At 69.6% G+C, this 15,556-nt stretch carries 14 protein-coding genes and 1 pseudogene; 9 read left to right on the top strand and 6 right to left on the bottom strand.

Annotated elements, in window-relative coordinates:
• Positions 1 to 78: 78 nt before the first annotated feature.
• Positions 79 to 321: pseudogene (locus C6361_RS09720) on the bottom strand (tyrosine-type recombinase/integrase); the annotation flags it as partial.
• 764 nt (positions 322 to 1,085) lie between these two features.
• Here C6361_RS09720 and C6361_RS09715 point away from each other — a divergent pair.
• Positions 1,086 to 2,294 carry a helix-turn-helix transcriptional regulator gene (locus C6361_RS09715; protein WP_107270857.1) on the top strand — a complete coding sequence of 403 codons (1,209 nt, stop codon included), beginning with the start codon at positions 1,086 to 1,088 and terminating at the stop codon, positions 2,292 to 2,294.
• Here C6361_RS09715 and cutA read toward each other — a convergent pair.
• Positions 2,218 to 2,532 carry a divalent-cation tolerance protein CutA gene (cutA, locus tag C6361_RS09710; protein ID WP_234359583.1) on the bottom strand — a complete coding sequence of 105 codons (315 nt, stop codon included), beginning with the start codon at positions 2,530 to 2,532 and terminating at the stop codon, positions 2,218 to 2,220. The genes C6361_RS09715 and cutA overlap by 77 nt on opposite strands.
• Before the next feature lie 252 nt (positions 2,533 to 2,784).
• On the opposite strand from cutA, the gene C6361_RS09705 reads away from it, so the two are divergent.
• The 4 genes from C6361_RS09705 to C6361_RS09690 all read left to right on the top strand — a co-directional run bounded on the left by C6361_RS09705 (position 2,785) and on the right by C6361_RS09690 (position 6,151).
• Entirely contained in the window at positions 2,785 to 3,024 is a 240-nt protein-coding gene (locus tag C6361_RS09705; RefSeq protein ID WP_107267536.1) for a hypothetical protein, read from the top strand.
• A gap of 94 nt (positions 3,025 to 3,118) precedes the next feature.
• Positions 3,119 to 3,433 (top strand): hypothetical protein, encoded by a 315-nt coding sequence (locus C6361_RS36930; RefSeq protein WP_159079269.1) that lies wholly within the window; start codon positions 3,119 to 3,121, stop codon positions 3,431 to 3,433.
• A gap of 644 nt (positions 3,434 to 4,077) precedes the next feature.
• Positions 4,078 to 4,380 carry a MerR family transcriptional regulator gene (locus tag C6361_RS09695; RefSeq protein ID WP_107267534.1) on the top strand — a complete coding sequence of 101 codons (303 nt, stop codon included), beginning with the start codon at positions 4,078 to 4,080 and terminating at the stop codon, positions 4,378 to 4,380.
• A gap of 136 nt (positions 4,381 to 4,516) precedes the next feature.
• Entirely contained in the window at positions 4,517 to 6,151 is a 1,635-nt protein-coding gene (locus tag C6361_RS09690) for an FG-GAP-like repeat-containing protein (RefSeq protein WP_107267533.1), read from the top strand.
• Positions 6,152 to 6,231: 80 nt separating this feature from the next.
• Here C6361_RS09690 and C6361_RS09685 read toward each other — a convergent pair whose 3' ends face one another.
• From C6361_RS09685 to C6361_RS09675, 3 genes are all read right to left on the bottom strand, one after another.
• On the bottom strand, positions 6,232 to 6,831 hold the full coding sequence (locus tag C6361_RS09685) for a dihydrofolate reductase family protein (RefSeq protein WP_107267532.1): 600 nt from the start codon (positions 6,829 to 6,831) through the stop codon (positions 6,232 to 6,234).
• 151 nt (positions 6,832 to 6,982) lie between these two features.
• The gene (locus C6361_RS09680; protein WP_107267531.1) at positions 6,983 to 7,855 is read right to left on the bottom strand and encodes a hypothetical protein; all 873 of its coding nucleotides are present in this window, start codon (positions 7,853 to 7,855) and stop codon (positions 6,983 to 6,985) included.
• Positions 7,856 to 8,040: 185 nt separating this feature from the next.
• The gene (locus tag C6361_RS09675) at positions 8,041 to 10,395 is read right to left on the bottom strand and encodes an HAD-IC family P-type ATPase (protein ID WP_107267530.1); all 2,355 of its coding nucleotides are present in this window, start codon (positions 10,393 to 10,395) and stop codon (positions 8,041 to 8,043) included.
• 155 nt (positions 10,396 to 10,550) lie between these two features.
• Between C6361_RS09675 and C6361_RS09670 the strand changes: the two genes are divergently transcribed.
• A complete protein-coding gene (locus C6361_RS09670) occupies positions 10,551 to 12,257 on the top strand; it encodes a sensor histidine kinase (RefSeq protein ID WP_159079268.1) in 1,707 nt (568 codons plus the stop codon).
• A gap of 82 nt (positions 12,258 to 12,339) precedes the next feature.
• Here the strand turns inward: C6361_RS09670 and C6361_RS09665 are convergent, their stop codons facing one another.
• Positions 12,340 to 13,119, bottom strand: a complete 780-nt coding sequence (locus C6361_RS09665; RefSeq protein ID WP_107270856.1) for a hypothetical protein — start codon at positions 13,117 to 13,119, stop codon at positions 12,340 to 12,342.
• 144 nt (positions 13,120 to 13,263) lie between these two features.
• On the opposite strand from C6361_RS09665, the gene C6361_RS09660 reads away from it, so the two are divergent.
• The 3 genes from C6361_RS09660 to C6361_RS09650 all read left to right on the top strand — a co-directional run bounded on the left by C6361_RS09660 (position 13,264) and on the right by C6361_RS09650 (position 15,544).
• A complete protein-coding gene (locus C6361_RS09660) occupies positions 13,264 to 13,800 on the top strand; it encodes a hypothetical protein (protein ID WP_107267528.1) in 537 nt (178 codons plus the stop codon).
• A 105-nt stretch (positions 13,801 to 13,905) separates the two neighbouring features.
• Positions 13,906 to 14,556 (top strand): flavin reductase family protein, encoded by a 651-nt coding sequence (locus C6361_RS09655; RefSeq protein ID WP_107267527.1) that lies wholly within the window; start codon positions 13,906 to 13,908, stop codon positions 14,554 to 14,556.
• Between the two features lie 235 nt (positions 14,557 to 14,791).
• Positions 14,792 to 15,544 (top strand): DUF6082 family protein, encoded by a 753-nt coding sequence (locus C6361_RS09650; protein ID WP_159079267.1) that lies wholly within the window; start codon positions 14,792 to 14,794, stop codon positions 15,542 to 15,544.
• The last annotated feature ends 12 nt before the right edge of the window (positions 15,545 to 15,556 follow it).

The following is a 15,556-nucleotide window of genomic DNA, read 5'->3' as shown; positions in this document are numbered from 1 at the left end:
TACGATCAACCTGTTCAAGATCAGTCGCAGATGCCGCTAACGCATTCACTTCAACCGCTTGACCAGGCAAAACTGTCGTTACCCAATCGTACTTCCTGCCTGATCCGCCGACGGCTCTCCCCAGAGCAGTATGCCGAGTTGCTGGGCAATGTCCCGCCGTACCTGGTTGGTCATGTGCTGGTAGCGAACCGCCATGGCCGAGTTCGACCAGCCCATGATGCCCATCACAGCGCGGCCGGAGACGCCCAGGACCAGGAGCGCGGTTGCGGCAGTATGCCGGGCATCGTGTAGCCGGCCGTCCCGCACACCGGACAGGGCCTGGCAGACTTGGAAAGCGTGTTGGGTTCACACCCTCACGAGTTCGAATCTCGTATCCTCCGCTCACCTGAGCAGCGCAAACGCCCGGCAGACCGCACGGATCTGCCGGGCGTTTCTCGTGTCGTACGAGTTGGTTCGCCGGACGACCGCCGTTGGGACGTCGACAGGCAGTCCTGCTCGACGCCCCGACGACTTCCTCGTGGCGACGCTGACGAGATGAGCACTGCGCGCCGTCCGACATTTACGGCTCTGGCTCTATTGAAGTCCGAAACCCCTTTGTCGAAGAAAATCGGTACTCAGGGGAGCCGTGTAAATGTTCGATGCCGTTAACCCCGCTCTCTTGGCCTGCCGGTGGACGTATCAAATCCCCCGCCGGGCGCGTCCCCAGCGGAGGCGCGGCCGGATCGTTGGACCACTGTCGAGGCCAGATTCGAGCACGCCCCCATGACACGGCACGACCTTCTCGGGCCGGACAGCGGTTGGGAACACGTCATCGCCGTGAGGCGCGCCGTCAGTCAGCGCTTCGAGGTTGACGGGGTACGCCTGGTCGTGTGGTTCGACTAGCTCCACCGCAGGTGGCTCCGGAAGCACGAGGACGCCTGCCCGCACAACCTCGGGCCGAAATCCTCGTGGCAATCGGTGTCGGCGCATGTCTCTACCCGGTATCGTCCACAACGACCGCTGTCGAAAAGCAGAGGTCAACGGCTGGGTCCTCAACATGAGAGGCGCCAATGTTCGCAACTTCCACGCCGGGGTTCGGGGCTCGGATGCGGCAGCTACGCGCCGAGCGCGGGATATCTCTCCGCGAACTCGCCCGGGTCGCCTTCTATGGCAAGAGTTATCTGCACGAGCTGGAGACCGGAGCAAAGGAGCCGACGCAGCAGGCGGCTCAACGGATCGACGACGCGCTCGGCGCACGTGGCGAGTTGACGGCTCTGGCCACAACCGGCATCCGGCGCCGGGAGGTGATAGCACGCGCGGGGATGGCAGTCGCTCTGCCCCAGACAATGCTCGACTACGGGCGCCGCGTCGGCCCTGAAGTGCCCCGACAGATCGCCGAACGCACCGCCCGGCTCCGACGGATCGACGACTACCTCGGCGGCGCCGACACCTACGAGATGTACACCGCCGAGTTGCGTTCTACCGTCCGTCTCATCGAACAGGGCGACTACGCGGACACCACCGGTCGCGCGCTGCTCTCAGTCTGCGCCGAGCAGGCACAGATGGCCGGTTGGGCAGCATTTGACGCAGGGCGGTACGGCGACGCCGAGCAGCTTTACCGCACGAGCCTTTCCGCAGCTCGCGATGCCGACGACCCGCCGCTGGCCGGCAACGCCATGGCCTTCCTCGCCTATCAGGACCTGACGCTGGGCCGGCCCGCCACGCCGACCATCACCGCGGCTTGTGACACTGCCGAGCCGACTGCCACGCCCGGCGTCCGCGCCCTACTGCACATGCGCCGTGCCTGGATACACGCGGTTGACCAGCAGCATCACGAAGCCGAACGGCATCTCGGCATCGGCGTGACCTGCCTGACCGAGCAGGATGAACGACCCGATCCCGACTGGGTGTACTGGGTCGACCATGAGGAAGCGGAGATCATGACCGGACGGTGCTGGACAGTCCTGCACCGGCCGCTGCGCGCGATTCCCATCCTGGAATCGGTACTCAACCGCTATGACGACACTCACGCACGGGACAAGGCCCTGTACCTGTCCTGGCTGGCTGACGCCTACCTGGACGCCAACGAGGTCGAGCAGTGTTGCACGACTGCGGCGAAGGCGCTCCGGCTCTCCGCCGATGTCGCCTCCGTTCGACCCCGTCAGCGGATCGAATCCCTACTCAGACGACTCGACCCGTACGCGAGGCTGGGCTGTGTCGCGGATCTCCGGGAGATGGTCATCGCCCAGCTTGCTCGGCAACGGACTCCCGCAACCAGCGCAGACACTCCGCAGAGCCAGCCACAATCTGAGTAGCGGTTATCTGCGGATTGTCCCAGGGGTGCCGGGCTATTAGGGCGGCCTCAAGCTCTGCGTATCGGTCTCTTGTCGTATAGAGCAACAGTCGCCACTCCTCCCCGGTGCCCTGCTGACCAAGATGCCAGAAGACGCTGGTCACGGGTCCGACGATCTGAGCATTGCCAGCCAGCCGGGCGCCAACGACATATTGGGCGAGATCAACCGCCGCGTCGCGCGTCTCGGTCGCGGTAGCCACCTGGAGATAGTCCGTCACGTGGGAAGAGCGTAGTGGTCCCACCGTCTGCGGACGCACATCGAATCAGTGGCGGACGGCCGGAGGACGCGCCGACCCTGTCCCTCACCCACGGCTACGGCGAGGCTACGAGCGGGGCGCGCGACCGGTGTCTTCACGGTGTCAGAGGTCGCAACCCGAGCGCCCCGCCCGCCCGGGGCCAATCCCCCGCCGAGCCCCGGGCCGGCGCTTTCCGATCCGGAAGGAGCGCGAGCGGTGGACATATTGGGACGGTGGAAAGAGCGCCGGATCGCAGCGGTCGAGCGGGCAGCGCGGGAGCACGACGCGGCTGAAGCGGAGGCCGCGCGTCAGCGGGTGCTCGAAATGGCTCGCCGGCAGCGCGACGATTTGGGCCACGGGAACGACTCCGACGCCGCCCAGCCGGCCCGGGCCTCGTGTGATCAGATCCTCCTCCTCGGCCTGCAACTGCCGCAAAGGGCAGGACAGCAGTGCTGAGCTGGCTCCGGTGGTGGTGGCTGCGGCGTCTGCCGGGCTATGTACTCGACTACCGCTGGGATGGTCGCCGCTGGCGCCGGTACCGGGAGTGGCGGTGACCGGGCCGCGCCCAACCGTCACCCCCGCCGTCGAGATCCCGGAGCTGCCGGTCGGCACCCTGCTCCGGCTCGGCCCCGGCGAGTGGTCGCACTGCGCCACGGTGCCGCTCGGCACGTACCTGGAGATGACCTTGTCTCGAATCCACCGCAACGCCGTCCGCACGGCCCCGGCGGGGCTCTGGGTCTGGGTGGTCGGGCACAAGCATCCTGCCTGCACCTGGGCGGATGTCGACCCGCACCCACCGTGCCTACAGGTCATTGTGCGGGTCGACGCTCTTGTCGCGGCGACAGACGGACGGTCGCCGGCCTAGCCGGCATGCCCTCGCGGCACGCGGGCGGTGTCGGACGAGCTGCCCCGACGATCCCTGAGCGGCCGGAGAGCTGTCCGCGTCCTGCGAGGAAATCTATGTGCGAAGTACTAGATATTCTCGCCGTCGTCGGCTAATCTTCCTCAGGTCAAGGGTGAAGAAAAGACGCTGACGCAACCGCCCCACCCGAGGGCGGAGGAGCAGGGGCCGAGGCTCGTTCCGGCTCCGCTCGGCTAGGCAACAGAGATCCACCGAAGTAAAGATCCATCGCAGTTGAGCAGTACGCACGAGTAGCAGTAGGTACGAGTACGTCCGCCGCACGTGTGCGGGGCCATGAAGTCGCGTGGGCTCCGACACCGGCGGACAGCACGGAGTACGACAGAGGAAGTCAGAGGAAAGGGAGGGCTCTTACACCGTTGGATCGCCCGCTGCCGGCCGCAGTTCCGGGCTGGGCGCGGACACCGCAGCTTCCATCGAACGAGAGGTGGTCTCCGGTCACGCTTATGCGATCCTCGCACCAGAACCCGTCACGCACGGGTGGTGCGGATACGACAAGCCGGCGATTCTGCCGGTAGATGGTGTTTCAGACCCGTTAACCCTTGGGCCCCGGCGCTTTCGAGCGCCGGGGCCCTCGTGATGGAGGTTTCATGGCCCAACCCGACGACATGCTCGACGACGAGGACTACCCGGCATACACGATGGGCCGCGCAGCGGAGATCGTGGGCTGCACACCGGATTTCCTGCGCCGGCTCGGCGAAGCGAAACTGATCGACCCGTACCGCTCCGGTGGCGGGCACCGCCGCTACTCCCGCTACCAACTGCGGCTGGCCGCGCGGGCGCGGGAGATGTGCGACCAGGGCACCGACATGGCGTCCGCCTGCCGCATCATCATCCTCGAGGACCAGCTAGCCGAGGCCCTGCGGCAGAACGAGCGCTACCAGCAGGGCTGACCGCACCTGTGCCGTGAACAGTCCTGTGTGGAGTCACGGTGGCGGCACAGCGTCCGGTCGTCCTCCGAACGGCGGAGCCGATCCGGGGACGGGCCTGGCATCATGTGCCCACTGCTAATCACGGGGAGAAAATTCCATGGGTACTCGGCTGCGCTCGTTCGCCGGAGCGACATGTGTCGTCACGCTCCTGGTGGGACTGCTGCCCACCACCGCCGCCGGAGCACCCGTCAAACCACGGCCCGGCACCACCATCACCCGGGACAACCCGGGGATCGACGTCCAGCGGGTACGGACCTCGGGCACGACCGCCCCGAAACTCGCCGCCGCCGCCACGACCTCCCGGCTCGACATCGATCGGGACGGTAGGGACGAGGTCGTCGCCGGTGGCTTCCTGCTGCGCGGCTACGGCGTCGTCGTCACCTACTCCGGCCTGCCGTACCGCGACCACATCACCGCACCGATCACCTCGCCCACCCGGCCGAACTTCGGCGACTCGATGACCTCCGGTGACTTCAACGGCGACGGGTACGCGGATCTCGTGGTCGCCAACCCGGGAGAGTTCACCGCCACCGGCGATGCCTTCGGCGGTGCGGCCTGGATCTTCTACGGCAGCGCCACCGGACTCGACATCGACCGTCCCCAGCATCTGAACCAGGACACGGCCGGAGTGCCGGGCGAGATGAGCTACTACAACCAGTTCGGTGCCGCGCTCGCCGCCGGTGACGTCAACGGCGACGGCCGGGACGATCTCGCGGTCGGCGCTCCCGGTGAGACGATCAACGGATCGCGCAGCGCCGGCACCGTCACGCTGTTCTACGGCAGCCCGACGGGACTCACGACGGTGAACGTCCAACTCTTCACCACCCCGGACCCGGTCGCCGTCCCCATCGCCGGATTCGGCGAATCGGTGGCGATCGGCGACACCACCGGGGACGGGTACGCCGAACTTGCCGTCGGCGCTCCGGTGCACGGCGACAACTACGGGAGCCCGTACCGGGGCGGGTTCGTCAGGCTGCTGCGCGGCGGTCCCGGCGGGATCACGACCACCGGAGCCACCACCCTGCTCGGTACCGATCTCGGCGTAAGCGCTCTCGGCGACGAGACGGCGATCGCCGACATCGACGGGGACGGGGACGGCGACGTGGTCGCGAGTGCCCCAAGGAGCTGGGTCGGCTACATCGCCTACGCTCCCGGCGTGCCTGCCGGCATGGACGTCGCGAAGGCAACGGTGATCAGCATGGACACGCCGGGAGTCCCCGGCGACCCGCACGCCTACCTGGAGGGTGGCTCGCCGCACGTCTCCTTCGGCCACGCACTGTCGACCGGGGACGTGACCGGCGACGGACGCGCCGACGTACTCACCGGGGCGATGGCGTACGACGTCGGTACGGTGCGGGACGCCGGAGCGGTGCTGCTCATCCCCGGTACCGCCCAGGGGCTGACCGGCGCCGGCTCGGTCATGCTGATTCCGGGTGGCCCGAACGGACCGCTGCACGACCAGCAGCCGAACCTCCTCGGGTCGCCTGCCGAGGGGGACTACTTCGGCGAGTCGACCTCGATCCTCAACCTCGACGGCACCGGCCCGCTCGACATGCTCGCCGCGGGGAGCCAGGTCGGCGGCAGCGGGCTGGTGGCCGAACTGGACCTCTGGTACACGGTGAAGCGCCGCCCCACCGACAGCCGGACCCTCGCCGGCCTGACCGTGTCCGACGTCTGGACCGGCTCGGATCTCGGGGTGTACAACATCGGCCACACGCTCCTGCATCGCTGACCGGATCGGACCGGCTCGGACCGGTTCGGGGTTGACTGGCCGGCCGGACGCCGGCCCGGCCGCCAGTCACCCGCGTCGGCTCACTTCTTCACGCGGTACCGGAGATGGGTGACGCCCGCGCCCTCGACCACCTTGATCGGGCCGTCGAACTGCGCTGGTACGGCGCCGAGGTCGGCAAAGAGACGTGTGCCGCCGCCGAGCACCACCGGTACGAGTTCGACGCCGATCTCGTCGAGCAGCCCGGCTTCGAGGCACTGCCGGGCCATCTGGCCACCGTTGACGACAACGGTCCGGTCGCCGGCGATCTCCTGTGCCTTCGCGACGGCGGCCTCGATGCCCTCGGTGACGAACACGAAGTTCTCGTCCGCCACCGGCCGGTCCTCCGGCAGGCGGTGGGTGAGCACGACCACCGTGACATCCATCGGGTGCCGGCCGCCCCACGCGTTGGTCATGTCGTAGAGGTGCCGGCCGACGACCAGGGCTCCGGTCTTCCCCCACTCTTCCTGGAGGAGTTCCGCGCTCGCCGCCGACAGCCGCAGTGGCGGCACGTCCGGGCTGGCGGTCGGTATCTCGACGTCACCGTTGCCGTACCACCGGAACAGCAGGTCGAAGCCGCTCTCGTCCGGGCCGGCGATGTAGCCGTCGAGCGACATCGTGCCGCCGGTGATGACCTTTCCCATTTCACTGTTCCCTTCGTTCGGATCTCTACTGACAGGTCGTCGGCCACTCCCGATTCTCGACATGCGCCTCGACCAGCTGGCCGGAGCACGGGCGACCCGGGTCCCCGTACCGCCCTGCGCGGGCGTACGGGGATCCGGGATACGGGAACGGTCAGGCGCAGATCGCGTACGCCTTGACGGCCCAGGAGTTGCCGTAGCCACCCTCCTCCTCGGCACCGGTCACCGTGACCGTGGTCGACGAGTTCGCCCACATCGCGGTCATCCGTACCTCGCCCTGGCCGTTGTCGATCTCACCGCCGACGCCGTGCACCCGCTTGCCCTCCGGGCAGCGCGCGGTCGCGGTCTTCGGGGTCTGCGAGTCCAGGATCCCGAAGCCGGTCACCCGGACCAGTCCGGCCGGCGGGGTCGCGCAGATCGCCTTGCCGACCATCGTCCACTTCCCGAGGTGGTCGGGGCCGCCGTCCTCCATGCCGGTCACCGTCATCCCGGTCAGGTCGGCGCTCGGCCGCAGGTCGTCGATGACCACCCGCCCCAGACCGCCGGACATCTCCGCACCGAGCCCGAGGACCTTCTTGCCGGGCGGGCACTCGACCTCCATCGTCTTGCCGACATTCGAGTCGTGGTCGGAGAACTGCGTCCGGGTCTCCAGGCCGGCCGGGGCCGGGGCGCAGAGCGCGCTGGTGGTGATCGACCAGGAGTTGCCGTAGCCGTCGCCGTCCTCGCGCCCGGTCACCGAGTACGCCTCGCCGCCGACCAGCGGCAGCATGGTGTCCATGGTCACCTGGCCGTCGCCGTTCACGATCCGGCCGCCGCCGCCGAGCACCGTCGTGCCGGGCGGACACTGCGCGTTCGTCGTCTTCCAGCCGCTGTTGCTGGGGCCGCCCGTCACCTTCAACACCAGGCCGGGCACGGCGCTGGCCGGCGCGACCAGCGCCAACTGGGTCGCCAGCAGCGCGGCGGACGCCAGGCCCGCCGTGGTGACGATCCGTCGGGTACGCCCAGCGCCATTCCGTCGTACGTACATGGGGCAGCTCTCCTCATTTCTCGCCGCTGTTCGGGTCGCCCGGACTGTCAATTCCCCGACAGTTTCCCGAACCCGTTTCTTTCGGGTCCGACCCGTCTCCGACCTGGGTTTTTCCCGGCCGAGAACGAGATTACGGGAGAGGAGTCCACACCCGACTCACCAATTCGTGCCGCCCTGCCGAGTAGTCACGAGGAATGGCGTACCGTCCGGCGCACGGCGACCCGGACCAGTTCCAGCAGCGCCCCGGCGGCGACCGCGAGGCCCACCGCCACACCCGGCGCCGTCGTGCCGACCAGGCTCAACTGGAAGAACTCCTGGAGGAACGGCACCACCAGGATGGTCACGAAGGCCAGGCCGAGGGCGAGCACCAGCAGGATCCGCCACCAGGTGTACGGCCGGGCGATGATCGCCACCGCCCAGAGCCCGACCAGGAAGAGGGTCAGCGTCGCGGCCGAGGTCTCCGCGGCCAGGTCACCGCCGTAGACGCTCCGGGCGAAGAGGTACGAGGTGATCGTCGCCGCCATCGCCACCAACCCGGACGGTACGGCGAACCGCAGCACCCGGCCCACGAAACCGGGCCGGGCCCGCTCCGAGTTCGGCGCGAGCGCCAGGAAGAACGCCGGGATGCCGATGGTCAGCGACGAGATGATGGTCAGGTGCCGGGGCAGGAACGGGTACGGCACCTGGCTCAACACCACGATCACGGCGAGCAGCACCGAGTAGACCGTCTTGGTCAGGAACAGGTTCGCGACCCGCTCGATGTTGCCGATCACCCGCCGCCCCTGCGCGACCACCGCCGGCAGCGCGCCGAAGTTGTTGTCCAGCAACACGATCTGCGCCACCGCCCGGCTGGCCGGGCTGCCCGAGCCCATCGCCACCCCGATGTCCGCGTCCTTGAGCGCGAGTACGTCGTTGACCCCGTCCCCGGTCATCGCCACGGTGTGCCCGGCGCCCTGGAGCGCCGCCACCATGTCCCGCTTCTGCTGCGGCCCGACCCGGCCGAACACGGTGTGCCGGCCCAGCACCTCGGCGAGTGCCGCCGGATCGGTCGGCAGTTCGCGGGCGTCGACCGGGTGCTCGGCGCCGGGCAGTCCGAGGCTGCGGGCGACCGCGCCCACCGAGAGCGCGTTGTCGCCGGAGAGGACCTTGACCGCCACCCCCTGCTCGGCGAAGTAGCGCAGCGTGTCCGGCGCCTCCGACCGCAGCCGCTGGGCGAGTACCACCAGCGCGACCGCGTGCACCGGATCGCGCCCCGACCCGTCGGCGGTGGCCCTGGCCAGCAGCAGTACCCGCAAACCCCGGGCACCGTACGCGTCCGCCTCGGCCAGCGCCGGATGGCCGGCCGGCAGCAGTACGTCCGGAGCGCCGAGCCGCCACTGCCGGCTGATCCCGTCCGGGTCGGTGAGGGTGGCCCCGCCCCACTTCCGGGCGGACGAGAACGGGATCCGCTCCCCGATCCGCCACCCCGCCCTCGCCCCGGTGCCGTGCGGCGGCGCCGGGTACGCCTCGGCGACCGCCCGCAGGCTGGCGTTCGGCCGCTCGTCGGCCGCGCCGAGCAGACCCAGTACCTCCGGAACCGGGGCGGTCGGGTCGAGCCGGCGTACCTCGGCCACCGTCATCGCCGCGTCGGTGAGGGTGCCGGTCTTGTCCAGGCAGACCACGCTGACCCGGGCCAGTCCCTCGATCGCCGGCAACTCCTGCACCAGGCAGCGCCGCCGGCCGAGCCGGATCACCCCGACCGCGAACGCGACCGAGGTGAGCAGGACCAGCCCCTCCGGCACCATCGGGACCAGCCCGGCGACCATCCGGCGTACCGCCTCCGGCAGGTCGTCGGAGTTGACCAGGTACTGGCTGACGATCAGGGCCAGTCCGGTCGGGACGATCAGCCAGGTGACGAACCGCAGAATGGTGTTGAGTCCGCCGCGCAGCTCCGAGTTGACCAGGGTGAACCTGCTGGCCTCCTCGGCGAGCCGGGCCGCGTACGCCGCCCGGCCGACCTTGGTGGCCCGCATCGCCCCGACACCGGCCGTGACGAAACTGCCGGAGAGCAGCGGGTCGCCGGGCTGCTTCACCACCGGGTCGGCCTCGCCGGTCAGCAACGACTCGTCGACCTCCAGTTGCTCCGCCTCGACCACCACCCCGTCGACCGCGATCTGGTCGCCGGGTCCCATCTCGATCAGGTCGTCCAGGACCAGGTCGGCGGAGGTCACCTCGACGGCGTGGCCGTCCCGGCGTACCACCGGACGGGCCGCGCCGACGATCGCCAGCCGGTCCAGGGTGCGCTTGGCCCGCAGCTCCTGCACCACCCCGATCAGGGTGTTGGCGATGATCACCCCGCCGAAGAGGGCGTCCTGGATCGGTCCCACCGCGAGGATCACCCCGAACAGCACACCCATGATCGCGTTGATCCGGGTGAAGAGGTTCGCCTTGACGATCTCCCCGACGCTCCGCCCCGACCGCACCGGTACGTCGTTGACCTGTCCCGCCGCGATCCGTTCGGCGACCTGGGCGGTACTCAGCCCGGCCTCGGTTGTCAGCATGGCTCGAAGCTACGAAGCCGGGCCGCAGGTCGGCTGCACCCGATGGTCACCTGCCGACCCTGACCTTTCTCAGGGTCGATGACGCCGGCATTTCCGGGTCGGCCGGGCGAGGTCCCGGATCGTCGGGCGGCGCTTCGCTGCGTACCGTCGGAACGGTGCGACCCGTGGCCCAGGCAGACCGGTTCGGGAGCGGGCGGTGGCGTTACCGGGCTCTCCTGCTGGACGTGCTGCTCTGGGCGTCGCTGGCGGCACCGGTCGGCTGGTCCTGGACCGGGCACCGGGCGTACCCGCTGGGGCTGCTGCTCGGCGGCCTGGCGGTCTGGGGCGGCGCGGTCGCGGCGGGGCGCCGGCTGCCGCTGGTCCCGCTCTTCGCGGTGGTGCTGCTCTGCGCGCTGGACGGAAACTACTCCCTCGGCCTGCCGCTGGTCAGCTATCTGCTCGGCCGGCGTACGGACAGCACCTGGCCGGCGGCGGCGAGCTACTCCGCGCTGGCGGTCTTCGGCACCCCGCTGGTGTTGAGCTGGTCCGGCTTCGTGGACTGGGCGACGATGGCCGGCGCACTGGTCTACGCCGGACTCTTCCCCTGGCTGGTCGGACGGTACCGGCGGCAGCAGCGCGCGCTGGTCGCCGCAGGTTGGGAGCAGGCCGAGCAGCTCGAACGCGAACAGCGGATGCTGACCCGCGAGGTACGGCTGCGCGAGCGGGCCCGGATCGCCGAGGAGATGCACGACTCGCTCGGCCACGAGCTGAGCCTGCTCGCGCTCCGGGCCGGCGCCCTGGAGGTGTCGGCCGACCTGGACGAGCGGACCCGGGCGGTGGCCGGCCAGCTCCGGGCCGGCGCGGCCGCCGCCACCGGGCAGTTGCGGGACATCATCGACGTCCTCCGGGACGACGCCGACCCGACGGGTGCCTCTTCCCCGGCGGAACCGGAGTCGGGACTGGAGCCGGGGCGGGGGTCGGGGGCGGGGTCGACGGCCCGTTCGGCGTTGCGGGCCGAGACCGGAGATGTCGCCGATATGGTGCACCGGGCGCGGGCGGCCGGTATGCCGGTGGAACTGCACGACAGGCGCCCGGCCGAACCGCTTCCGCCGCTGGTGGGGCGGACCGTCTACCGGGTGGTGCGGGAGTCGCTGACCAACGCCAACAAGTACGCGCCCGGCGCGGCGGTGAGCGTACGGCTCGACGTCGACGACACCGGGACGGTGCTGGTGGCCGTGACGAATGCCCGGCCGCCGACGGCACAGCGGCCCGCTCCGGTCCCGGTCGGGGGTGGGCGCGGCCTGGTCGGGCTCCGCGAGCGGGTACGGCTCGCCGGCGGCACGCTGCACACCGGCGCGCGGGACGGCGGTTTCGAGGTGGTGGCCCGACTGTCCGGTCAGCCCCTACCGCCTGGCCAAGCCCGACCGCCCGGTCAGGTCGGCGGCTCCCGGGCGGCGGCGCTGCCGGATCCGGTGCCGTCCGGCGTGGTCCCGCCGGTCGGGTCGGCCGCCGACCGGCGGCGCCGGGTGCACCGGGAGGCCCGGCGGGGACTGGTCGCGGCGACGATGGTGCTGGCCGCGTTCGCCGGAACGCTCGGCGGTGCCGCCCTTGGCTACTACCTCTACGCGACCAGCAACTCGGTACTCAGCCCCGACCGGTACGCCGAACTGCGGGTCGGGCAGGACTGGGCCAGCGCGCTCCCGCTGCTGCCCCGCCGCGAGATGCTGGAGCCGCCGGATCCGGATCCACTGTCGAGTCCGGCCGGCGCCGACTGCCGGTACTACCGCTCGCACGGGGATGTGCTCCAGCCTCGGCTGGACGTCTACCGGGTCTGCGCCGCGCACGGCAAACTGGTGGCGAAGGACCTGCTCCCGGCCCCGTAACCCGGGCCGCCTGGACCGCTATCCCGGAGCAGGACTCGATGCTGACCGGGGCGGCGGCGTACGAGTCCGGGGCGTGTCGAGGTCAGCGATGCCGGACCCAGATGTTGGGTTCGACGTAGGTGGCCGAGTCGGTGGCCAGGTCGACGTGCAGCGTGCTCAGGCCGTCCGGGATGACGAACTCGCCGGAGTCGGGAAACTCCATACCGGTCCAGCGCTGCCACTCCGTTACGGTGCCCGTGATCACCTGCGAACTGGGCGCCGTCGTCAGGACCCGCCCACCCAACCGGACGTGGGTACGCAGCCACGGGTCGAACGGCGTCCCGTCCGGCCGGGTCCAGCCGGCGTACCGGTCGATCGGAGTGAGCGGATAGCGGGCCTTGCGGGTCGGCCGGACCGGGCAGATCACGCGGTGGTGCGCGGGGGCGAGGTCGCCGAGTGCCCGCAGCAACTTCCCGGCCAGCCCTCGCCCCTGCCGATCGGGCCTTACCTGTGCGGCGAGAATCGCGAGCGTGTCCGGCGGCTCACCGGCGTCGTACGCCTCCAGCGCACGGGCCAGCGAGTCGGTGTAGCCGGTCGGTAGGTCGTCGACGGCGCCGGTCCAGCGCAGCGGTACCGCCCAGCCGGCGGCCACGATCTCGCCGTCACCCCTGACGTGCCGGTCGACGTCGGCACCTCCGGCGGGCCGGTCGACGTCGTCGTCGAGGAGGACGAGTTCCAGATTGGCGAAGAGTTCGCGGATCCGCCCGATGTGCCGGCCGGTCTCCTGGTCGTGGAAGACGAACTCCGGCCAGCCGTCGCCGAGCCAGGCCAGATTTTCCGCCGGTCGAGGCCGCGCGTGCAGCGGCTCCGCGATGATCACCATCACCGGGATTGTGCCGGCGTGGCCAGCGGAAGGTAACCGGTTTTGCTCGTACACATGTGCTATCCACAGGGTGTGGATGCGGATCCACACCCCGGCGAACTGGACAAATCAGGGGTAAACTACGCTGTGCCACCGGAGGGTTACATGGAGGCACGAAAAGTCGTACGTCTCGTGGCCGTACTCGTGGCGGGCGCGGTGGCGCTCTGCCATGCGTACCGGACGGTCTCGGACGAGCCGGCGACGACACCCGCCTACGGGCCGGACGTCCTCCACCTCACGGGCGTCCGCGACATCAGGTTCGGCGACACCGAGCAGGAGTTGCTCCGACGCGGTGAACTCGACGCCGAACCGGCGCTGGCCTGCGGTCCCAGCCTGACCGATCCGACCACGGTCAGTCCGGTCTTCGCCGACGACCGACTGGTGCTGCTCTGGGCCAGCCCTCCGGTGCGTACCCCGGAGGGTGTCACCGCCGGCACCCCGGTCGACCAGGTCGAGGCCGCCTACCCGGCCGCCACCCGGCTGACCGCACCACCCGGCAGCTACCGCTACGACGGGCTGCTGGCGATGCAGGGCGACCGGGCCTACCTGTTCCTGCACGACGGGCGGACGGTCCGCAAGACCGTCGCCGGCTACACCGACTACGCGAGGCGCCTCTTCGACGAGGGCTTCGGCACCTGCTGACCCGCCTTCCCGGTTCCACGGTCCCGGACTTACGTGACTGAGCTGCCGGAGCGCGACGTCCGATGACCGCCAGCAACCACCGGCCGGGAGGGCGAGGGTTGCCGCATGCACATCGTTCCCGGGCTCAGGGTGCTGTACTTCGGCACCCCGGTGGTGTTGATCAGTTCCCGCAACGAGGACGGCAGCGCCAATCTCGCACCGATGTCCTCGGCCTGGTGGCTGGGGCAGTCCGGCATGCTGGGGCTGGGCAACAGCGGTCAGACGACGGCGAACCTGCGGCGGGAGCGGGAGTGCGTACTCAACCTGCCGTCGTCGACATTGGTCGGAGCGGTGGACCGGATCGCGCTCACCACCGGGAAGCGGGACGTGCCGGAGCACAAGCTGGCGCAGGGCTACCGGTACGAGCCGGAGAAGTTCGCTCTCGCCGGGCTGACCGAGCAGCCGTCCGAGCTGGTCCGGGCGCCCCGGGTCGCGCAGTGCCCGATCCAGTTGGAGTGCCGGGTCGTCTCGGTGCTGCCGATGGCCGAGCCGACGCCGGACTGCACCGCCTTCCAGGTCGAGGTACTCCGCGCGCACGTCGACGAGTCCCTGGTCATCCCCGGTACGCACCACGTCGACCCGCTGGGCTGGGATCCACTGATCATGAAGTTCTGCGAGTTCTTCGGCGGCGGCCGCAATGTGCATCCGTCGAGGCTCGCCGACGGCTGGCAGCTGCCACACCGGCTCCCGGCGCTGTCGACGCCGAAGCCTCGATAATGATCGAACAACGGCCATCGGATATCGGAGGCGACAACGGCATTTCCGGCGGTCGCGGCACGAACTAAGATCGGCACGTCGGCGGGAATGGAACTTCCACGGATTGACGGGGCATGATACCGGGCAAATCCCCAGGCCTCCCGTTGGATTGTGAATGAACATGCATGACAGGAGAAGTCATCGGAGGGCAACCCGCAGAATTGCTATCTGACCCCGGCCGACGGAGGAGTCACGGATGGCGGTTCGCGAGCCCTACCCTCTGGGTGAACTGGGGCGCACACTCAGTCGACGCGCACTGCTCGTCGTGTCAACGTTCCTGATGGGCGGCACGCTACTCGTCGCGACGGTGTCGCCGGCAATCCTCAATCGTCTCTATACCAGTGGTGACGACTACTCGCGAGCCAGCGACATCGGGCAGGCGTACGGGGCCGCCTCAGCCCTCCTGGCCGCGCTCGCTCTGCTGGTCGTCTCCGCCTCGCTGGCCGTTCAGTACGGCCAGTTCAGATACGAACGGATACAGGCGATCCACCAACGTACCGAGGACCTCGTCAAGCTCGCCATCGAAAATCCAGAATACTGCCAGTGCTGGGGCTCTCGGGTCTCACCGGAACACGTCGACGAACGATTGTTCTACTACTGCAGCCTGATCATCAAGTCCTGGACCCGGGCCTGGGAGCGGGGCGGTCTGACCGCCCCCGAGGCCCGCAACTTCCTGGCACAGTTCTTCGACAGCGAGGTTCCCCGGCTGTTCTGGCAGCGGCACGGCGACTGGCACCTCTACCGCAAGCCACGTACCCGGGCCGCCCGTTTCATGGCCCTGGTGAACGAGGAATACCTCCGCGCCGTCAAGGTCGGCCCGCCGTCACGCCCGTACGAACCACCCGGGTTCCCGGTCAACCCGCCCTGGAACGGCTTCGCCAAGTCGACCCGACTCGGCGACAAGGTCGTACGACCGCAGCGACGTCGGGAGTCGCGGGCCACGGAATAGGACGGCGAGGTT

It is taken from the genome of Plantactinospora sp. BC1 (assembly GCF_003030345.1).
GTDB lineage: Bacteria > Actinomycetota > Actinomycetes > Mycobacteriales > Micromonosporaceae > Plantactinospora.
This window is presented reverse-complemented; position numbering and strand designations above follow the sequence as displayed.

Bases quoted from the DNA above. Each gene is read 5' to 3' on its own strand.
- C6361_RS09660 (WP_107267528.1), top strand. From the start codon at position 13,264: ATGGAGGCACGAAAAGTCGTACGTCTCGTGGCCGTACTCGTGGCGGGC.
- C6361_RS09665 (WP_107270856.1), bottom strand. From the start codon at position 13,119: ATGGTGATCATCGCGGAGCCGCTGCACGCGCGGCCTCGACCGGCGGAA.
- C6361_RS09695 (WP_107267534.1), top strand. From the start codon at position 4,078: ATGGCCCAACCCGACGACATGCTCGACGACGAGGACTACCCGGCATAC.
- C6361_RS09680 (WP_107267531.1), bottom strand. From the start codon at position 7,855: ATGTACGTACGACGGAATGGCGCTGGGCGTACCCGACGGATCGTCACC.
- C6361_RS09715 (WP_107270857.1), top strand. From the start codon at position 1,086: ATGCGGCAGCTACGCGCCGAGCGCGGGATATCTCTCCGCGAACTCGCC.
- C6361_RS09690 (WP_107267533.1), top strand. From the start codon at position 4,517: ATGGGTACTCGGCTGCGCTCGTTCGCCGGAGCGACATGTGTCGTCACG.
- C6361_RS09650 (WP_159079267.1), top strand. From the start codon at position 14,792: ATGGCGGTTCGCGAGCCCTACCCTCTGGGTGAACTGGGGCGCACACTC.
- C6361_RS09655 (WP_107267527.1), top strand. From the start codon at position 13,906: ATGCACATCGTTCCCGGGCTCAGGGTGCTGTACTTCGGCACCCCGGTG.
- C6361_RS09685 (WP_107267532.1), bottom strand. From the start codon at position 6,831: ATGGGAAAGGTCATCACCGGCGGCACGATGTCGCTCGACGGCTACATC.
- C6361_RS09675 (WP_107267530.1), bottom strand. From the start codon at position 10,395: ATGCTGACAACCGAGGCCGGGCTGAGTACCGCCCAGGTCGCCGAACGG.